The following is a 20,888-nucleotide window of genomic DNA, read 5'->3' on the forward strand; positions in this document are numbered from 1 at the left end:
TTTACCAACTGAAGCTTCCCTTCTTTTTTTGGGAGAGTGAAGGAGACTTCCGTGAACACTTTTTTCTACTGATGAAGGAAAATGGAATCTGGCAAATAGAAAATTGACAATGGGAAGTTCAGAGAGGTCAAGTTTCAATTAATCGTTTTCTATTAGCAATTTTCAGCGCTAGCTCTACTTTTAATTAACCATTTGCTAAGCATCCAGATTTGACGAATTGTGAGAACCGCCTGCCTATTTTATCTACGAATTAGAGAGCCATTAATTTTGTTATTTAGCACAACCCTACCAAGGATTACCCACTATAGTAAAAGCAGACCAGTAATAGGGATGAGAAAAATCTCTATCCTCTTGGCCAGGTAACTTTGTTGGCAAAGGAAACTTAGCTTTACTTGTAACCAACTCTCCCTCTTCAATACGTACCTTCCCCTTGAGCATTGCTACCTGAGTTCTTCGCAAAGCTTCGGCTTTAATCGGAGTTCTGTGCAACTGCTGGTAAAACTCGCTCATCAGTCCTAGCGTTCCTTTGTCATTGACGTACCAAAGACTGGCTAAGGCTGATTTAACTCCTGCGTGAACGGCTAGTCCGGCAAAACCCAACTCCGCCTCAGTATCTCCGACAGCAGTACGGCAGGCAGAAAGCACTAATAACTCTACTGGCGGCTTAGTCCACCCCAGAAACTTTAGTTGATCTGGGTGCAACAGACCATCTGCTAGCTGAATATAAGATTGATTTGGTTTACCTGGTTGAAACTCAGCATGAGTTGCTAAGTGGATAATACCAAAAGGGGTTTGCGCCCGTTGTAACTTGAGGTTTTCTAGGGTGAAATCTTGGTCAAGAAAAGATTTACCTGACCAAATTTTGGTAATATTAGCCAACTCCATGGGCACTGCTGGCAAGGAAATTTTGTTGCTAAAATAACTCGCCCCCATTGCCAAAACTTGTTGCTCACGGATATTTGTGTAGCGAGTATTTGTAAGACCCAAACTTGGCATCAAACCCACACTATATTTTTCTACAATAAACTGATGACCATCGTGCAGTGCTGCTAAAGGAATACTGCGCAATCCAGCATCCATGATGTAAACTAAATTCTTAATCCCTAACAGTTGTAATTCTTCTTCTAAAGGAGTTACCAGCCATTGATACATCTTTTGAGCTGGGACTAAATAGCCGGTGGGGTTGCGAACATTAGTGACAGTTTCGCGTAATTGATTCGCCATTGATAGAACTTCGGCTCTAGTAGCTTCGAGCGATCGCCGAATTAGTTTTCCCTGGGCTGTTACAATAATCAACTCTAAGCGATCGCTCGGCTGAGGAGTTAGGGAACGCAAGAGTGAAAGTTGAGTTACTGCTGAAGTTTTTTCCTCTAAGCTATGGTTAGAAAGTGGGGCGGGGGTGATAGTTTCTGGGACAAAGAGAGCATAGATGATCGCTGGTTTGATCTGGGTAAAGTCCTCTATCCGACTTAGGAGGTTTCTAGCCTCTGTCAGAGTTGTACCGGAAGATTCCCTCAATCCAAAATATTGTTGAAAATCACGGCTGAATAACTCGTCGGCACTCTTAACAATCTCAAAGTTATCCTCCTGAGCAGATAGTGAGCCAGACTGGTTTTGTCGGTTGGCTAAATCATTCAAGCGAAGAGGTTGCTCAGTTACTGTTTCCGTTAGGAGTTTAGTCGAAGGCTCAGTTACTGGTTCTGTTGAAGGTTGAGGAAACGATTCCGTTAATAGTTGAGTCGGTGCTTCTGTTAGTGATTCTGTTAATAATTGAGTCGGTGCTTCTGTTAGTGATTCCGTTAATAATTGAGTCGGTGCTTCTGTTAGTCTTTCTATCGATAACTCACTCGGCAGTTCCGTGATTAGTAGAGGAGGCAAAGTTGACTCAACGCCGTTCATGAGACGAATTTTACCCTCTGTGTGGTTAAAGAAAAAGGATACAAAAGGCTCTAGCGTAGATTCACCATTAGTAATAGCACCTTCCGTACCATTTTTACTAGCATTACCGATTTTAAAAGGCTCAATTCCGTTGCCTCCATACTTGATAGTAATCAAGCCTCCACCATTAAGTCCGAAGGAAGAAATACCTGCTTCTAGACCATTAGTAGCAGCGAAGGTACTGGTAGACTGGACAAAGCCATCGGTATTGATGTCAACAGTACCACCAGTAACTCCGCCTTCCGCATTAAGCCAGTTAAATTCAATGTCGCCAGAGGAAACTAAGCTGACATTACCACCTTTACCTAAACCACCACTGGCATTAATGTTTTGGACTCTCAATGAACCATTCCCCTCAACTTGAATATCTCCACCACTATTGCCTCCAGAGGAATTGAGATTAGCAGTAGTAACTCCTAAACTATTGCTTTCTAAGGAGATATCACCACCTTTACCAGCGTTAGAACTAGAGTTAATTTGATTAGTAGAAATTTGATTAGTCGTGCTCAGCTTGATCACCCCTCCATCACCACCATTGGCACTAGAGTTAAGCTGTCCTGCGGTAGTATCAATTGCGCCCTCACTGCTAATAGTAAGTATCCCAGCTTGACCGCTACCAACGGCACTAGTATTGATATCTCCTGTCGTAATGTTGCCAGCAGCACTCAGGTTAATATTTCCCCCGTCACAAGCAGGAGGACAATTAGCTGCTAGACCTCCACTAAAAATTATTCCTGCACTAGTATCAATAGTGCCACTGTTGCTAGTTAAATTAATTGTTCTACCAGGATTGAAAATATTGCCAGTGCTAATAGCTTGGTTAGCTAGCAGATTAATCGTAGTATCAGATTTGCCCGTCAGGGTAAAACCTTGAGTGCTAATAGAACCTAAACCTTTGGGCGATTGCAGTGTTACTGCATCTTGAAAAATAGTGTCCCCAGCTAGGGTAATAGCACCACCACCGTCAGTTCTGCCAATAGTAAGATTGCTTAAGCCATTGTTGAGCAAGGCAACTTCTGTACTTGTTAAATCCAACGTGCCGACATTGCTACCCTCACTCCCACCAATAGCGATCGCGCTATCAGCAGTAAATGGCTGCAAATGCAGATTTTTGCTACTAGATACCACATCAGCAAAGTTAATTTCATTTGCCGTCAGAGTAAGATTATGAGAGCCTGCCTCTAGTGTGCTGTTAAACGCGAGGAGATTAACAGAGTTAACCGTTGCATCACCAATTAGATTGACTGGGTTGTCGAAGGTGTAGCTGTCTTTAAAGGTATAGTCGCCTGCTAGCTGTATCTGACCCTGACCATTAATAGTTAAGTTATCTAGGGGGACGCTGTTGCCGAGTCCATTGAAGGTAATCTTACCCGCACCTGAGTTTAAGGTTAACTCCTGATCACCATTATTAGTCCCGTTTATCGGGTCATTGAAGGTGATGTTACCAGCAACACTACCTGCCGTTGTTGTCAGCGTAGTGTTGGGTTGAGTTAGGGTGACACTGCCAGTTAGATTAATATCTCCCGCGCTTTGCGTGCCACTGCTTGAGGTTACTTCAGCAATACTGACATTACCACTACCAGCGTCAATAATAATCTCTCCACCATTGCCCGTTGTGCCGTCGCCGCTAGATATTGTCGAGGAATCTATTTGGTTAGTGAGAGTAATCTGATCATTAGCTTTGAGAGTAATTCCCCCCCCATTTCCAGCACTACCCAAAGTTTCCGCGCGAGATTCGGCTTGGATGGTGCCAATATTGATACTCCCCTGAGGCGCATTCACCTCAATTGGTGCCGCATCAGCAGCATCACCAAAACCTACAGTAGAACTAGACTCTAAAGCATGGAGATAGATATCACCATCATTAGCCGTGACGTTAATTATTCCCCCATCGCTAGCATCACCATAGTTGGTAACAGAAGAGGTAGTAATTAAACCTGTCACGTTAATATTTTGGTCTGCTTTGAGGGTAACTTCTCCCCCAGTGCCACTATTGCCAGCACTTAAGGAAGCAGCAGAACTTAAATTGTAGGCGCTGATATTGCCGTTGGTTGCTTCCAAACTGATTGCACCACCGTTACCTGGGATGCTGTTGCTACTAGTATTAGTATCAATGGAACCCGCCGTTACACTAGCACCGGAAATAATGATATCTCTTTGCTGGGCGCTGATCGTGTCTGCCGTCTTCATGGAAAAAGAACCAAAGCCGTCCCCATCAGCATCTGCGGCAAACTCAATCACCCCACCGGGCCCCGTGGCAAAGGTTAATACAGAGTTGGCTAGACTATCAATCTTAATATCATTAGTTGCCTCAAACAGAAGATTAGCGTTTTTACTGAGGCCTTCGAGGGTAGTTTCAGAAACAGTGGTTGTTGCATCAGAATCACCAGCCAAAATTTGCTTATAGAAAGTTGCTTCGGGGGTGTCGGTGGCAGTACTGCTGTTGGTAATGGTGATATTATCTGAAGCAAGGTGTAAAGTACCAGCACTGCTGTCAGCAGCACTCAGGTCAACAGTACCTTGGAAAATGAGGTTTTCCTTGCCAGATACTTCAACGGAACTACTGTTGCTATCCTCACTTAGTTCCTGTGCCACGGCTGGGGAAGATAAGGAAGAATTTTTCTCTGGAAGTTGACTACGAGCACTGATGTTGCCGTAGAATCCTACTATCTCGTTAGCCAAAATACTGATTTGTCCGCCATCACCACTGATTAGGGCGTCAGCATTAATGACAGACCCACTGCTAATAAATGTCCACCCTGACTGTGGTAGAGTTCCATTGCCATCAATCAACACAGTTCCACCACCATTTATGCCAGAAGCGTTGATATAGGCATCGAGTAACCCGACGGTGTTGCCTAGAATATTGACACTACCACCTGTCTCTCCTGAGGTAATTGAGGAAACATCGACAATTCCGGAAATAATGGTCGTCTGCGCTGCCGTAGAGACTCTTGTAGCAGAATTTGTCAGGTTCACAGTACCATCTTGGGCAAAAGTTAACCCTGTCTCCAACTTTCCGGCAGTGCCAGTGAGCAGAGTTGGTAAATCTAGGGGACTAAGGGGTAAAAGTTGTTCCTCTACTGTTCCGGATTCAATCTCCAAACTCAGTAGATGTCCAGGTTGACTAATCCGTACTAAATTTTCACCGGGCACCGCAGCAACGACAATATTACCTCCTGCTGCTCTGAGTTGTCCGGTGTTAACAAAACTCCCCCCCACAAAAGATAGATTTTGTCCTTCTGGCACGGTTAAAACACCCGCATTAATAATGCTTCCAGGTTCGGCAATATCAAAGGCAAAATTACTGGGAGTTCCTATTAGTTTCTGGTAGTCGTTTGGGCCAAAAGCCTGAAACCAATTATCTTCCCCAAAACCAATTCCTGTGGCGGTAGTCGCAGTAAAGGCACCTGGAACATTAAGCTGAGCATTTCTACCAAAGACAATGCCTGCTGGATTCATTAAAAATAAGTTGGAGTTTCCTCCAATGACCTGAATTAAGCCATCAATCAAAGAGGGATTGCCACCAACAACACGACTGAAAATATTCTGAATTTGAGGAGAAGAAATAAAGTTGACAATTTGACCTGCATTCAGCCCGAATTGCTCAAGACTATGGAATAGATTGCTGCCATTATCAGACAAAGTACCGCCGGAAATGTCTATTTGATTTCCCTGGGGAATGACAATGCTGCCAGTACCGTCATTAGCAGGTTTAATCGGTTGTGCTTGGGCTGATCCAACGGTGATGATTTGCACCACTGGCAGAATTGTTAACCACTTGCTGAAAATCCTCAAAGATGATTTCATCCAATCTCTGGATTGTAAGGCTAAATTTGCCGCCTTACCCCTTGATCCCTCTTTGCCAAGCTGAATTTTAGCGAGGAATTTGGTATGACACGAGGTAAGCAGACTATTTTTATACTTTATACAGAGAGATTAGTACAAATTAAAAAAATTTCTGCTATTTCCTGGTTAAGTAAAATAATTCCAGGCAGTACCTGTTGCCTAGTGAGAGAAAAAAGTAGTGTAAGATACTGATTGCCGCTAGCAAACCCATGAAAACAACCAATCAACCATCAACGCAGCAAGCGTGGGCAAAGGCGATCGCTAAACCAGCCAGAGAATTTCCTCTGACCCCCTTGTCTGTACTCTCTGGCAAGATTCCTCAAGGATTAAGGGGTTCACTCTATCGCAATGGCCCCGGATGCCTAGAACGCGGTGGAGTGCGAGTTGGACACTGGTTTGATGGGGATGGGGCAATTTTGGCTGTGCATTTTACTGATGCGGGAGCCACTGCTGTCTATCGTTACGTACAAACTTCTGGTTACTTAGCTGAATCAGAAGCTGGTCAATTTCTCTACACCAATTACGGAATGACGGCACTAGGTCAAATTTGGGAGCGCTGGGGTAAATTGGTGAAGAATGCAGCCAATACCTCAGTACTCGCATTACCTGATCGGCTTTTAGCACTCTGGGAAGGGGGTAATCCCTATGCTCTTGACCTCCAGATGTTGGAGACTAAGGGCATAGATAATTTGGGTCAGCTACAGGAGGGAGCGTCCTTTTCTGCTCATCCCAAGCGGGATCCAAAAACAGGTGAAATTTTTAACTTTGGTGTCGCGATTGGACTCAAAGCAAGACTCAATCTCTATAAAAGCGATAAAACTGGCAAAGTTATCCAAAAAGGGTCATTGGAGTTAGACGGTTTGCCTCTAGTACATGATTTTGTTATGGCAGGACCGTATCTAGTGTTTTTTGTTCCCCCAGTACGGCTAAATTTGCTTCCTGTGGCGGTAGGCTTGAGTAGTTTTAGCGATGCCCTGGAGTGGCGGCCAAATCAGGCAACTCAAGTTATAATTTTCGACCGTGAAACCCTTTCTTTAGTAAGTCGCTCTGAAACTGAACCTTGGTTCCAGTGGCACTTCGGCAATGGCTACCTAGATACAGACGGCTCAATCGTAGTTGATTTTGTGCGTTACCGAGACTTTCAGACAAATCAGTACTTGCAAGAAGTGGCAACGGGTCAAACTCAGACAACAGCTAAAGGAACTCTCTGGCGAACACGTCTGAATCCTCAGACTGGCAAAGTGATCCAGTTACAAGAATTGTTAGACAAAGCCTGTGAGTTCCCCGTGGTGCCACAACAGCAAGTAGGGCAAGCTGCACCCCATACTTATCTATCTATACACCGTGACGGAGTAGATATTAGTCAGGAGCTGTTGGGCGCGATCGCCAGAATTGATAATAAGAGTGGTAATTTGTCAATCGCTGATCTAGGGGAAAATTGCTATCCCACAGAACCGATCTACGTCCAGGATACTCAAAATTCTGAGCAGGGTTGGGTGCTAACAGTCGTCTATGATGGCAATTCCGACACTAGTCAAGTAGTGGTGTTTGATTGTAATGCCCTTGAACAGGAACCAGTATGTCGGCTGTCGTTACCAAGTGTCATTCCCTTTAGTTTTCATGGCACCTGGAAACCGGCTTGAGCATGAAGTGGTTTTCAAGCACAGCTACCATCATCCCTACGTGTGCTACCGCGAGGGCAACTACTTTCCTGTGAGTTGATAACCAATAATTTTGGTTCAACTGTTTCAGATAGATTGAGTTTTCCTACAGTATCATTAACTACTGGAAAATTGACCCCTAAACCAACTATCAATAGGCTGGCTAATAACAGGGACTGGTGAAAGTCCATGGGAAATATCCTTGTTAAATTTTTTCATCTTCATTGCCTTAGATGCACCCTTAATTACAGCACTCTACAAGTAGGTTTAATAATTAACTTTTAATTAACTTTTAGGTCTACAGGTAGTGTTTTATTCTCATGAGTTTGTGATGTAAATAACATGTTTTCCAGACATGATTTACAACATTAGAGTAAACAATTGTCGCCGTGTAACGATGTGTAGATAGTTAGTAAACTCTCTGTTACTGGCTTTGTAGCTAATAATTGCCAACACTCTTTCCTTTCTTTAATGAGAGAAAAATAGGTCAATATTTTTCTACAAGTATTTTTTATTTTCTACTAAAAAATTAAAAATACTTTATACAAGAAAACAGTAAGACAGACAGGAGCTAGCGAATCAAAGATAGGAAGTGGAAATAATTATCCGACTTCTTAAACCTGGCTTGAGCAGCCAGGTTTTCGGTAAATTGCTCAATTTCTCTAAAACAAAGCAGACTTTTAGCACTCCTCGTGATAACCTGATTAGGTGATTGACTTAACGACCACTTCCACGGCCATCATCCAGGCTAGCTAAAGCAACAGAGAGAAAGTTAATTAGCGAAGTAGAGAGAAAAGCCACGTTTTGATCTCCAGATACTGAGCAATGTTGCAGTGAAAAAGCACTAATGTAGTTCGCCATCGTGAACCTCATGTTCAGGGTCGCCATTTTGTTTATACGAACTGGCAGCGTTCAATCCGGATAAAATCAAAAAATAGCTGTGAAGACTACTAAGACTTCTGCTGTCAACACCTCAACTTTGGTCAATGATCGTCTTAGGATATTTGTTTCAAAGCAGCTAAGTTTTGCAGCAGTTTCTATAATGGAAGGCTGAGAACCTTTGAACACGCTCGGCTGTAATTGATAATGACCACTTCTAAGCGCCTCTATCACATCACTACTTTCGGCTGTCAAATGAACAAAGCCGACTCAGAGCGCATGGCTGGTATCCTTGAAGATATGGGCTTTGAGTGGTCAGAAGACCCTAATGCAGCCAGCTTGATCCTCTACAATACCTGCAGCATTCGAGATAGCGCGGAGCAAAAGGTTTATTCCTACTTAGGGAGACAAGCAAAGCGCAAGCAAGAAGAACCTGGCTTAACTCTCGTGGTGGCTGGATGTGTCGCCCAGCAAGAGGGAGAAGTACTATTGCGCCGAGTGCCAGAATTAGACTTGGTGATGGGGCCCCAACATGCCAATCGTTTAGGTGATTTACTAGAGCAAGTATTTGATGGCAATCAGGTAGTCGCCACAGAATCGATTAATATTGTCGAAGATATCACCAAACCCCGCCGTGATAGCACTGTCACTGCCTGGGTGAATGTGATTTATGGTTGCAATGAGCGCTGTACTTACTGTGTGGTTCCCAATGTGCGAGGTATAGAGCAGTCTCGCACCCCGGAAGTAATTCGGGCCCAAATGGAGGAATTGGGGCGTCAGGGTTACAAAGAAATAACCTTACTAGGGCAAAATATTGATGCCTATGGGCGTGACTTACCAGGGGTTACTGAGTCGGGGCGTCATCAGCACACCTTGACAGATTTACTATATTATGTTCATGATGTGCCAGGAATTGAGCGCATCCGCTTCGCTACCAGTCACCCCCGCTACTTTACCGAAAGGCTAATCCGCGCCTGCAAGGAGTTACCCAGGGTGTGTCAACACTTCCATATTCCTTTCCAATCTGGGGATAACGAGATGCTCAAGGCGATGTCGCGGGGCTATACTCACGAGAAATATCGCCGCATCATTAAGACCATTCGCGAGTATATGCCGGATGCTGCGATTAGTGCTGATGCCATTGTCGGTTTCCCTGGTGAGACAGAGGAACAGTTGGAAAATACGCTGAAATTAGTAGAAGACATTGGTTTTGATTTGATTAATACTGCTGCTTATTCACCGCGTCCTGGCACACCAGCAGCAATCTGGGATAATCAGCTCAGTGAAGAGGTCAAAAGCGATCGCCTCCAGCGCCTCAATCGTCTAGTTTCGGTGACAGCAACTCAGGCATCACAGCGTTATTTAGGACGTGTTGAAGAAGTGTTAGTCGAAGAGCAAAACTCTAAAGATACTACTCAAGTAATGGGGCGAACAAGAGGTAATCGTTTGACCTTTTTTACCGGGAACATTGAGGAATTAAAAGGTCAGTTAGTGCAGGTGAAAATTACAGAGGTGCGTGCTTTTAGTTTAACGGGTGAAAGAGTGAAGAACCTTATACCAAGTGCTTGATGTTATCATCTTTTATCTCCTGGAATATTCAAGGGATTATCCTTGTTAGGTTTTTAGTTGTAGCAATTTCAATAAAGATTGCTACATTTTTATCCATCTAACTTCTTCGCTTTCAGAATCCTCTGGATTCACATATAATCAATCTAGAGAACCAGCCGAACTGTTTCTTATTACTTCTATATGCTGGGAAATTTGGTAATATTGCTGATGGACGTAGCACTGCAACTAATGTGTTGATTCTCCAGTAACAGGAGGAATCACTGGTTTGGATAAACCTTGGAGAAAAGATTGTCGATTAAGTTTCGTTTCCAGTAGGTAATTGCTTGTCTGGTTGGACTTTTGACAAATTATTATCCACAATTTTGACATTTGAATCGTTGTTTACCGTAGTAAGCATTTCCCTTTTTAACTATGCTATGGGATTGGCATTTAGGGCAAGGCATAGTTTCAGTATTAAGTAACACCGACTGAGTCCATGATCACTATGCACTGCTAGCTAAATTTTTTCACTAATAATTGAAGACCGACATAGTTATATCTACAGCCTGTATTATCAAAATATACTGAATAAGTCGATTGTTTGAGTGATTCATAGAATAAATAATCATAATCTTGTATTTCAAAAATCCCTGCTTTCCTTAATGAAAGAGTTTTTTAAAGATTCTATTAAAAACTTTGCCAAACTCTTTGAACAAGATATATTTAAATGGTAGTTAGTAAAGCTTTAGAGTAATTTTCTCCTTAGTCGGATGGTGGCTAACAGGGTACTGACTTTTCTAGCCCACAATTGCCGCAAGAAACCAAGCCTTTAAAGCAGTTAATTAATAAAAATTCTTAAAAAGAGGCTGAGAAATGCTTTTAAATATAAAAAATCTATAAATATTAAGGGATTATCTGGTACTTAGTTTGAGCTTAATTGGTTTTCTCCACCAAATAACTTTAACTGGAAAAGATTATCTAATATAAAGATGAAAGCGATTATCCAAGAATCAGATGGATGAGTGGCAGGCTACCCTTGAATTCCAAGATCTAAAAGCTGTAACCAGCATTGGAGGCAACAATTATTAAGCAAGATCACGACCATCTTCAAGCTTTAGCAAAATTACGCGATCGCGCGGAAAATGACCCAGATGAGGAAGTGCGCAAATTTGCTATTCAACAGGTAGTCGAAATTGGCAAAAATGACCCCAACACCTTACCCTGGCTCAAAACCCGCCTACAGTTAGAAGAAAATGCTACTGTAATCTATGCAGCGGTACAAATAATGGCAGCCGCTTGGAAAGATGATATAGCCAATCTAAACTGGTTCAAAACTTACTCTCAATACAGCCAAAATCCAGTCGTGCGAGGAGCAGCAGCGCAAGCCCTAGCTAGAAACTGGAGGGATGAAGTCAATGTATTTGAGATTTTGTGCAAATGTGCCATTGGTGACTCCTTTGTACGTAAGCAAGAGGGGGAAGACAACCCTAGGCAACAAGCACTTGAGGCAATTGCCGAGCAATATCCTAACTGCCGTCAGACGTTGGGACTATTGCAGGATTTAGCAGAAAATGACCTCGATGAAAAAGTACGTGAGTTTGCTAAGCATAAATTGGCAAAATTAAAGGAGTAACTTATAGAGAACAAGAGACAGTAAACTACCCGCCGCTAATTCGGAGTACCGAATCTAGCGGGGGCTTTGAAGAAAAGCCTAAAGTTTACCCGACTAAGTACCTTGTGTACTCCGTTTTAGAAGCCATCACACCTACGGATACGTAGCCAGTCTGTAGCTCTGTGGTCAACGATTAAGTGCGATTCGTTCTCTCGAAATCCAGCAATGGAGAGATGAGAGGCAAGGAAAAGAAAGGGGCAACCCAAACAGAACCTTGACAACTTGATAGCCATGCAGGTGAGAGCAAGTACCCTAGAAAACTCAAGTCCTGCTCCCCCAGGTGTAGGGGTAAAAGCATCATCCCCAGGTTTGCGACTAGCCATCAAAGCCTGAAGCGGGATGAAAAGACGGGTAGACTGACAGCCTAAGTTGGTTCCCGACGAGCAAGAATCCATGAGTAACGAAAGTGAAGATGTATCAGAACCATCGTAATGACCAACCAGCGAAATAAGGCTTTTTACGCTGGAGCCAAAAGGCAAAGGATAAGGGGTTGGCGATTTTAATCTCGACCAATAACACTCCCAATATAAACCCGGTGGATAGCATCGCTCTAAAGGTTCCAAATAATGGCTATCAGGAACGAAGTAACCTCTCGTATGCTCTCAGGGTGGTCGATTCTCTGAGCAGGTGCTAACCGGATGCTGCGAGTAGGCGGGATTGAGTCAGAAGCGAACGCCTCACTGTAATGGCGAGGATATGCTAACAGACTCACGGTGATAGGGAATGTGGAGTCCCAGTAGCAATGAATATGTCTAAAACGAGTGTAAAAACTACGGTGGAATGGAAGACTATCCCTTGGCAAAAGCTTGAGCGAAAAGTCTATAAGTTGCAAAAAAGAATCTACAAAGCCTCTAGTCGTGGTGATGTCAAAGCAGTACGCAGACTCCAGAAGATGCTAATGAAGTCTTGGTCAGCAAAGTGTTTAGCGGTTAGACGGGTTACACAAGACAACATGGGGAAGAAGACGGCGGGTGTAGATGGGGTCAAATCCCTAACTCCAAAGCAACGTCTCACTCTGGTTGCCGAATTAAAATTAGGCTCAAAAGTCGCTCCTACCAGGCGTGTATGGATACCAAAACCTGGAAAGGATGAGAAGCGACCGTTGGGCATCCCGACAATGAATGACCGCGCTTTGCAAGCCTTAGTCAAACTGGCTCTTGAGCCAGAATGGGAGGCTAAATTTGAACCTAATTCATACGGGTTCCGACCAGGACGCTCATGCCAAGATGCAATAGAAGCAATTTTTAAAGCAATCAACGCCAAAGCCAAATATGTGCTGGATGCCGATATTGCCAAGTGCTTCGATTGCATTGACCATAAAGCGCTGCTCATAAAATTAAATACATTCCCCACCATACGCCGACAAGTTCGAGCATGGTTTAAAGCGGGAGTAATGGATGATAAGCAGCTATTTCCAACATCTGAGGGTACACCACAGGGAGGGGTCATCTCTCCGCTACTAGCAAATATTGCCCTCCACGGTATGGAAAATCGGATAAAACAGACTTTTCCTGAGAAGTCAGTAAAAGGGGTTTACTTTTCCTCCCCTCAGCTTATCCGTTACGCCGACGACTTTGTGATTCTCCACAAAGAAGAATCTGTTGTCCAAAGATGCAAGGAGATAATCTCCGAATGGTTAAAAGGCATGGGTTTGGAATTGAAGCCTAGTAAAACCCAGATGCTTCATACTCTAAACGAGTATGAAGGCAAAAACCCAGGATTCGATTTCCTTGGGTTCAATATCAGACAGTACCGAGTGTCTAAACATCATTCGGGAAAAGACACAAAGGGTGAACTGCTAGGATTCAAGCCAATCATTACCCCAAGCAAAGAGAAACAAAAGGTACATTACAACCGAGTATGTAGTGTCATCAACGCCCATAAGTCAGCGCCACAAACGGCGTTAATTGCAAATCTAAATTCAATCATAAGAGGATGGGCAAACTACTACTCAAGCGTGTGTAGCAAAGAAACTTACACACAATTAGATAACCATGTGTACCAAAAACTCCGAGCCTGGGCAAAACGCCGCCACCCTAACAAGTCGGGGGAATGGATAGCCAAAAAATACTGGCAAACTATTGGCGGTGACAATTGGGTATTCGCAACCAAGCAAGAGGGTAAAAACCCGAAGCGGTTACTAAAATATGCTGCAACTCCTATAGTCCGGCACAACAAGGTTAAAGGCGATGCCAGCCCATACGATGGCAACCTAATTTACTGGAGTACAAGAATGGGTAACCACCCTGAAGCAACAACTAGAGTGGCAACACTCCTGAAGAAGCAAAAAGGGAAATGTACCTACTGTGGAATGTATTTCAAAGATGGAGACGTATTAGAAATAGACCATAAAATCCCCAAATCGAAAGGTGGAAAGGATGAATACAAAAATCTACAAATGCTCCATCGACACTGCCACGATTTGAAAACAGCTAAGGATGATAAAGCTGTAGGTCTGCAATTGGATAAGCACCATACCACTGAGGAGCCGGATGAAAAGAAATTTTCACGTCCGGTTCTGAAGCCGAGTCGCCCTGGTGACGGGGCGGCTTAGGTTAACACAGGCATATCGGGTCGAAGCCAGTGTCGTTGACGCCACAAACTTCTAAAACATTGTCAAGGCTAACATTACCCGCAAGGAGACTCATTCGTGAGTAAAGTTTTTGTTTTAGGCACTAACAAGCAGCCTCTTAATCCTATCCATCCAGGTAGAGCAAGAATGCTGTTATCTCAAGGCAAAGCTGCAATTTTCCGGCAGTATCCCTTCACTCTGATACTAAAAAAGGAGGTGTTAACCCCAAAAATTGATCCACTTCGAGTCAAGATTGACCCAGGGGCGAAAAGCACTGGACTTGCAATAGTCAACGACAGTACTGGTGAGGTTGTTTGGGTAGCAGAATTACAGCATCGTGGGTTTCAAATTAGAGATGCTTTAACATCCCGTCGTCAGTTAAGAGGCTCACGCCGTAATCGCAAAACTCGTTACCGCAAGCCGAGGTTCTTGAATCGGACTCGCCCCAAAGGATGGCTACCACCATCTCTAAATAGCAGAGTTGCCAACATTCTGACTTGGGTTAGGCGGTTGTCGGACTTGTGCCAAGTTACTGCCATTTCTCAAGAGTTGGTTAGATTTGACACTCAGCAAATAGAAGACTCAGAAATTAGCGGAGTCGGCTATCAGCAGGGAACTTTGGCGGGTTACGAAATCCGTGAGTTTTTGCTCGAAAAGTGGAAGAGAACCTGTGCCTACTGTGGGGCAAAAAACAGCAAACTTGAGATTGAGCATATTAAACCTCGCTCAAAAGGGGGTTCTAACCGTGTCAGCAACCTTTGTTTAGCCTGTGTTCCCTGTAATCAGAAAAAGGGGAATCAAGACATTGAGGATTTTCTCAAAGGTAAACCTGATCTGCTCAAACGGATCTTGGCACAAACCAAAAGACCTTTGGCTGATGCAGCCGCCGTCAATGCAACCCGATGGAACCTGTACGAGAACCTCAAAAAAACAGGTTTGCCTGTGGAAGTTAGCACGGGTGGTCGCACCAAGTACAACCGCACTATCCGATGTTTAGACAAAACTCATTACTGGGATGCTGCCTGTGTTGGAGCTTCAACCCCAGAGCAGTTAATCACATCAGGCGTTAAACCTCTATTGATTGCTGCCAAAGGTCATGGAACCCGCCAACAGTGCCGTACTGACAAGTTTGGGTTTCCTAGTCGTTATTGCTCCAGAACAAAATTTCACAAAGGCTTTCAGACTGGTGACATCGTTAAAGCTGTCGTCACTTCTGGCAAAAAGATTGGAACTTACGTTGGGCGTGTAGCCACTCGCGCCACAGGTAGCTTCAATATCTCGGCAAAAGAAGGACTGGTTCAAGGAATTAGTCACAAATACTGCAAACACATTCACAAAAAGGACGGTTATTCATATGCACAGTGATTTGGATATTTTAGGGGTATTGAACCCCGTAAAATATCCCTCGTTTCCTCCCGCCGCTAAAACTTTGGCGGCACTCGCTTTGCTTCGATATATCCGCCTCGTTTCTATCGGGGGTCTCCACGAGGAAAAAAGATGAAAGCCGTCGTTATTAATCAGTATGGCTCTGCCGATGTCTTACAGTACACAGACATAGAGATGCCTCAGTCTGAATCTGACCAGTTATTGGTCAAGGTTTATGCCTCCAGTATTAATCCCATTGATTGGAAAATTCGCAGTGGCATGTTGCAACTGCTAACGGGTTATGATTTCCCACTTACTCTGGGATTTGATATTGCTGGAGAAGTCATTGCCGTTGGTAACTCAGTGACGCGCTTCCAACCAGGAGATCAGATTTACGCCTACTCAGATTCTATGCCTGGAGGCGCTTACGCCGAGTATGCCGTTGTCTCAGAACGGGTAGCTTGTCTCAAACCCAGCAACATGTCTTATCAAGAGGCTGGTGCTGTGCCCTTAGCAGCAACTACAGCTTTACAAGCCTTACGAGACAAAGGTCAAATTCTACCGGGCCACAAAGTGTTAATTAACGGTGCTTCGGGGGGAGTAGGTAGTTTTGCCGTACAAATTGCTAAAGCTTGGCATGCGGAAGTTACCGGGGTTTGCAGCGGTAAAAATATTGAGTTGGTAACCTCTTTAGGAGCTGACCGCGTTATCGATTACACCGTTTCTGACCCTACCCTAGAGCCACTCAAATACGACATCATCTTCGATACAGTTGACAAGCTAAATTTTTCTAATTGTCAAAAGATTTTAAGATCTAACGGTGTTTACATCACCACATTACCTACTCCCGATACTTTGGCCCAGAGTGTCCTTTCTTTGTTTTTACCTGGTACAAAAGCAAAAATTATCCTTGCTCAATCTAGTGGTCAAGATTTGGCATATCTTAAAGAATTGATTGAAACAGGTAAGATGCGGTCAGTTATTGAGCAGACTTATCCCCTATCAGAAGTTGCTGTTGCTCATGCTGTCAGTCAGCAGGGACATGTGGTTGGCAAATTAGTAATTATGATGTCTTAGTGATTACTCTTAGCTGCAATCTCTGTTCTTTATTTCATAGTTCAAGACGCTTTTTAATCTCTTGAACTATTGCTGCTGGTGATTGAGAAACGTCTACGTTAATTGCTGCTTCTTCATTTGGCTCTTCTAGGGTGTCAAATTGGTTTTGCAAAAGGTCTTCTTTCATGAAGTGATTCTTACGATTTTTGAGTCTTTCAGATATTGTTTCAAAGCTACCTTGAAGATAAATTAACTTAACTCGTGCATCATCACAACGGAGAGTTTGCCGATAACTAGACTTTAGTGCCGAACAAGCTAGAACTCGATTTTTTTCTTCCCTTAGCCACTCGTCAATAGCAGATTGCAGACTTTCTAGCCAAGGACTCCTATCTTGATCATTAAGAGGTATACCTTGGCTCATTTTTTCCTTTGCCGCTGCTGAATGGAACTGATCAGCGTCACAAAAATTCCAGCCTAATACTGTTGCTAAGGCTTGACCAACAGTAGACTTGCCAGAGCCAGAAACTCCCATCAAAATTATAATCATTAATAATACACTTAATTAATTAGCTCAACTTAATGAGAAGACTTTTAAGTCCTGCCCCCATTGTATAGCTGCCACCTACACAAACCGAGAATGTACAGGTTTTTCCGGGGCTTGATGATAGAATATGCCGCACTGATGACATCAGCAAACTCAACATCTACTGCCGTTTAATACCTGATACTGTTATCTTACTTTTCCCTTAATAAGGCTACCATGTGCAAACACATTGTTGTTTCTAAGCAAAGCCTATTTAATACTCCCTTAATCTCCCTATGATCAAGAGGAATTTCAATTTAGTTCCAATCTTGATCAAGGGAGATTAGTGGGTAAGAGATAGCCAAGGAGAGAAAAATAATGCAATCTGCTGAAAGCAACAGCGCTTCCTTATCGCACTGCTAAATCATTTCCTACAGATAAGACTAATTTCCTAGATATTGGCTACAAAAGTTTTTCTAAGTAAACAGTGATAAGCAGGCTCTGGAGATTAGCCAAGAGTAATCAGGGAGGAAACCGAAAAGAAAGACTAACGATAGGGTCACTAAAAGCTACTGATTACTTCAAGCCGAACTATTTGTAGCACTATTTAAGGAAAATAGTATAAATATCTTTGTTTCTCTGTGGTTTCTTATCTAGAACTATTCAACTGTTCTTGAGAAACCCATGCACCATGGAAACCGTAAGGCACCCGCTGAGGCAGGATCACACGCGCCACAGGTTGAGCCGTCATTTCCTGAGCATTAACTACCACCAGTTCAGACGTCTCTTCCTTAGTATCGTAGACAAATGTCACCAGCCAACCATCATCCTCGATAGTTGCACCAGTACGAGGGACAAATACCGCCTCACCTCCATAGCGTCCTTTCCCAAATTCATGAATCTGAGAGTTGCCACTAGCGAAGTCATATTTAATCAAACCATCCATCAGGGGCACTGGAGTAGGTGCCATCTTGGCGGTATAGCCATATTGAGTCTTGCGCCCCAAAAACTGTTCGTTCACACGGGGGAATTCTGAAGGCACATCATCTAACCTCTCTTCTCGCACCTCGCCAGTGCTGAGATTAAACCGCCACTGGTGTAGGCGAGGGATATCACCATCAGGATCACGGAGGCTTTCATGAGCAATTAAGACATTGGTAGAACTCATGCGGCAAGCAATAAGCACTACTTCATCTCCCTCTTCGTAGGCATTGAGGGTGTGGAAGACATAGCAGGCAGGACTCTCAAACCAACGAATGCTGCTATTGTCACCATGTCGAGGAACAATACCAAAGCGGCTTGGTGAGTCATGCTCAAACATCAAAGCTGGCTCTCCCCGTTGCATCCGTTCCCGACTAAAAGTCAGGGGCAAATCCATAAAGATTGTATAGTTTTCGGTGATGGCAAAATCGTGCATCATCACCCCTATTGGTAGGTCTATTGGCACCGTCCACAACAGCTCACCATTGGCTGCAACCAAGCTGTATTGCAGATAAGGCGGCTCGACCATAGAATAGCCAAAAAAGATCATCTCCCCAGTAACTGGGTCTACTTTGGGATGGGCGGTGAAAGGAGAAACTAATTTGCCATTGTAGGTGTAAGCACCGACTGTCTCTAAACTAGGTGCCTTAATCCCGTGGGGCTCACCTCCCTCCCAAAGTGCCAACAGTTGACCTGCATGCCAAGTCAAGGCAGTATTAGCAGTATTTTTACCTGGGCCGTGGGGATTATCCATCTGGGGAGGTTCCAATAGTCCACTCCAGACGGCATGACCCGCATCGTGCTCAATCTTATATCCTTTGGTACGTACATAGCGGTTGCGATAGGAGGCTTTTCCCTGACTCAGGAGTACTCCGTGCAACATGCCATCTCCATCAAACCAGTGATACTGACCGATAGGAGAGAATTGGGGATTAGGGCCATTACGCACAAACATACCTCGGAGCTCTTCGGGTAGCTGACCAATCACCGTGAGTTCATCGGCTGTGATTTCTTCATGAACCGGCGCAAAGTTGCCATCTAGAAAAGGATTGACCGCTGTTGAAACCATGATGTTTTTTTTGTTACTTAACTTAATGTACCTAATCAGAGCCTATAAAAAAATTCAGAAATTAGCCGCTCCCAGCAATCGTCAAAACCTTTACATAAAAATTTTTGGGTAGTAAGATACTTGGTTTTTGCGCCAAAAGTAACAGATAATTGCATCTAAATTATCTCTGGATTGATGTGGTGATGGAGTGTACGATTGCTAGCAGACTGTGCCAAGTGTAGTGAATATGGAGTACATCAGCTTCAACAACATAACTAAGCCACCTAGCCAGATGAATCCTGCTCGGTGTAAAACTCTGGTTAAAGTTGAACCAACTTACTCAAGTCCTAAGACAGAAGTGGAGTCATTTTTGAAAATACTGTTCAATATATTTCGGACGAGAGAACTGGCATTAAGCAATGCTGTTTTCCCAGACGAGCCGTTCCTGACAAAAGGCTTTAGTGAGCGAAAAATTAAGAAATTGCACCGAATCCCAGGAAGTAAATTGACCGTGTACAAACTGACTCTGTTTCTAGTTAGTAGCCTGTTGTGGACAGGACTAACAACTAGCCTGCCGCCAGTGGCTCAGGCGCTTCAAGCTGCGGCACCCAGCCAGCAATCAGATAACAAGCAACTTAAAGAACTCCTCCGGCAGGGAAGAGATTTGGCGGATGCTGGTGACTATGCTCGGGCAGTTGATGTTTACGAACAAGCTGCCTCTCTAGATGGTCAAAACCCGAAGATTTTTTCCGGTATTGGCTACTTACAGGCACGTCAGGGCAATTACCGAGAAGCTGCCAGAGCTTATCAACAAGCCATCAGACTTGACTCTAACAATGCTGAGTTTTATTATGCCCTAGGCTACTCTCTGGCTAATGCTGGAGAAAATACTGATGCTGCTGATGCCTATCGTCGTGCGATTAAACTCAACGACAATAATGTCATGACTTATTGGGGTCTGGCGGTAGTGTTACTCAGGGAAGAAGACTATGACGGGGCTATAGAGACTTATCAAAAAATTATTGACTTAGAACCAGGAAATGCCCAAGCTTATGAACTAATTGGTTCTGCTTACCTACAACAGGAGCGCTCTGAAGCCGCGATCAAAGCACTTCAGGAGGCAGCAAAGCTGGATCCTCGTCAAGGTCGCGTGCAGCTCATGCTGGGCAAGGCTTGGTTGAGTCAGGGTAACCTGCAAGCAGGTAGGACTGCTCTTGAAGAGGCAGTGCGTTTAGATCCCCGCAATCCTAAAATTCATATCGAAATTGGCAAAGTACTGCAAGAACAAGAGGATTTGCCCGGAGCACTGCGGGCTTTTCAAGAAGCGGCTTCTGCACAACCTAATTCTGTAGAGGCGCATGCTTCTCTGGGGGATATTTTGCTGGCACAATCGGAATACGTACAAGCGATCGTTGCCTATCGACGCTGGGTTGAGTTGGCTCCTCAAGACCCAAGGGGATACTACAAGTTAGGGATGGCTTTACAAGGACGAGAGCGTATTAATGAAGCGATCGCTTCTGTTGAAAAAGCCCTTAACCTCTATCAACTTCAGGATGATAAACAAGGGCTTAAGGAAGCTGAATCATTACTGCGGGAACTCAAAAAATCCCAACGCTAATTGTTGAGGTGAGGTGCAACTTTCTGTTACTGGCGCTGTAGCGACGATCGCTTTCTACCACTCCATACCCAAAATTTCTGGCGACATTCCTCCCTCTTGTTTCCTTAAGACTTTTCCAGGAGATTGCTATTAATATTCTCTTTAAAGGCATCCTCATGTCTAAGATCCGTTAGAGTGA

General features: G+C 43.9%; 14 protein-coding genes. 7 read left to right on the forward strand and 7 right to left on the reverse strand.

Annotation, left to right across the window (positions count from 1 at the left end):
* Positions 1-285: 285 nt before the first annotated feature.
* Entirely contained in the window at positions 286-5,748 is a 5,463-nt protein-coding gene (locus tag ACT7WV_RS11870) for a CHAT domain-containing protein (protein WP_445103090.1), read from the reverse strand.
* A 248-nt stretch (positions 5,749-5,996) separates the two neighbouring features.
* Between ACT7WV_RS11870 and ACT7WV_RS11875 the strand changes: the two genes are divergently transcribed.
* A complete protein-coding gene (locus ACT7WV_RS11875) occupies positions 5,997-7,430 on the forward strand; it encodes a carotenoid oxygenase family protein (RefSeq protein ID WP_445103091.1) in 1,434 nt (477 codons plus the stop codon).
* Positions 7,431-7,444: 14 nt separating this feature from the next.
* Here ACT7WV_RS11875 and ACT7WV_RS11880 read toward each other — a convergent pair whose 3' ends face one another.
* Both ACT7WV_RS11880 and ACT7WV_RS11885 read right to left on the reverse strand, forming a co-directional pair.
* Complete coding sequence (locus ACT7WV_RS11880; RefSeq protein WP_445103092.1) at positions 7,445-7,639, reverse strand: hypothetical protein; 195 nt, start codon at positions 7,637-7,639, stop codon at positions 7,445-7,447.
* A 526-nt stretch (positions 7,640-8,165) separates the two neighbouring features.
* On the reverse strand, positions 8,166-8,309 hold the full coding sequence (locus tag ACT7WV_RS11885) for a hypothetical protein (RefSeq protein ID WP_445103093.1): 144 nt from the start codon (positions 8,307-8,309) through the stop codon (positions 8,166-8,168).
* Between the two features lie 225 nt (positions 8,310-8,534).
* On the opposite strand from ACT7WV_RS11885, the gene miaB reads away from it, so the two are divergent.
* Complete coding sequence (gene miaB / locus ACT7WV_RS11890) at positions 8,535-9,896, forward strand: tRNA (N6-isopentenyl adenosine(37)-C2)-methylthiotransferase MiaB (protein WP_445103094.1); 1,362 nt, start codon at positions 8,535-8,537, stop codon at positions 9,894-9,896.
* A gap of 350 nt (positions 9,897-10,246) precedes the next feature.
* Here the strand turns inward: miaB and ACT7WV_RS11895 are convergent, their stop codons facing one another.
* Positions 10,247-10,339: a transposase-like zinc-binding domain-containing protein gene (locus ACT7WV_RS11895; protein ID WP_445103095.1), complete on the reverse strand. Its 93-nt coding sequence runs from the start codon at positions 10,337-10,339 to the stop codon at positions 10,247-10,249.
* Between the two features lie 605 nt (positions 10,340-10,944).
* Here ACT7WV_RS11895 and ACT7WV_RS11900 point away from each other — a divergent pair.
* Positions 10,945-11,508 carry a HEAT repeat domain-containing protein gene (locus ACT7WV_RS11900; RefSeq protein ID WP_445103096.1) on the forward strand — a complete coding sequence of 188 codons (564 nt, stop codon included), beginning with the start codon at positions 10,945-10,947 and terminating at the stop codon, positions 11,506-11,508.
* Positions 11,509-11,624: 116 nt separating this feature from the next.
* Here ACT7WV_RS11900 and ACT7WV_RS11905 read toward each other — a convergent pair whose 3' ends face one another.
* Positions 11,625-11,942 carry a hypothetical protein gene (locus tag ACT7WV_RS11905; RefSeq protein WP_445103097.1) on the reverse strand — a complete coding sequence of 106 codons (318 nt, stop codon included), beginning with the start codon at positions 11,940-11,942 and terminating at the stop codon, positions 11,625-11,627.
* Positions 11,943-12,295: 353 nt separating this feature from the next.
* On the opposite strand from ACT7WV_RS11905, the gene ltrA reads away from it, so the two are divergent.
* The 3 genes from ltrA to ACT7WV_RS11920 all read left to right on the forward strand — a co-directional run bounded on the left by ltrA (position 12,296) and on the right by ACT7WV_RS11920 (position 16,561).
* The gene (gene ltrA, locus ACT7WV_RS11910) at positions 12,296-14,101 is read left to right on the forward strand and encodes a group II intron reverse transcriptase/maturase (RefSeq protein WP_445105584.1); all 1,806 of its coding nucleotides are present in this window, start codon (positions 12,296-12,298) and stop codon (positions 14,099-14,101) included.
* A gap of 96 nt (positions 14,102-14,197) precedes the next feature.
* Positions 14,198-15,484, forward strand: coding sequence for an RNA-guided endonuclease IscB (gene iscB, locus ACT7WV_RS11915; RefSeq protein ID WP_445103098.1), 1,287 nt, complete (start codon positions 14,198-14,200; stop codon positions 15,482-15,484).
* A 132-nt stretch (positions 15,485-15,616) separates the two neighbouring features.
* The gene (locus tag ACT7WV_RS11920; RefSeq protein WP_445103099.1) at positions 15,617-16,561 is read left to right on the forward strand and encodes an NAD(P)-dependent alcohol dehydrogenase; all 945 of its coding nucleotides are present in this window, start codon (positions 15,617-15,619) and stop codon (positions 16,559-16,561) included.
* 34 nt (positions 16,562-16,595) lie between these two features.
* On the opposite strand, the gene ACT7WV_RS11925 is transcribed toward ACT7WV_RS11920, so the two are convergent.
* Complete coding sequence (locus tag ACT7WV_RS11925) at positions 16,596-17,087, reverse strand: gluconokinase (RefSeq protein ID WP_445103100.1); 492 nt, start codon at positions 17,085-17,087, stop codon at positions 16,596-16,598.
* Between the two features lie 625 nt (positions 17,088-17,712).
* Positions 17,713-19,113, reverse strand: coding sequence for a carotenoid oxygenase family protein (locus ACT7WV_RS11930; protein WP_445103101.1), 1,401 nt, complete (start codon positions 19,111-19,113; stop codon positions 17,713-17,715).
* 208 nt (positions 19,114-19,321) lie between these two features.
* Between ACT7WV_RS11930 and ACT7WV_RS11935 the strand changes: the two genes are divergently transcribed.
* Positions 19,322-20,710 carry a tetratricopeptide repeat protein gene (locus tag ACT7WV_RS11935; RefSeq protein ID WP_445103102.1) on the forward strand — a complete coding sequence of 463 codons (1,389 nt, stop codon included), beginning with the start codon at positions 19,322-19,324 and terminating at the stop codon, positions 20,708-20,710.
* Positions 20,711-20,888: the final 178 nt, after the last annotated feature.

Source organism: Symploca atlantica LB2515, assembly GCF_052546295.1.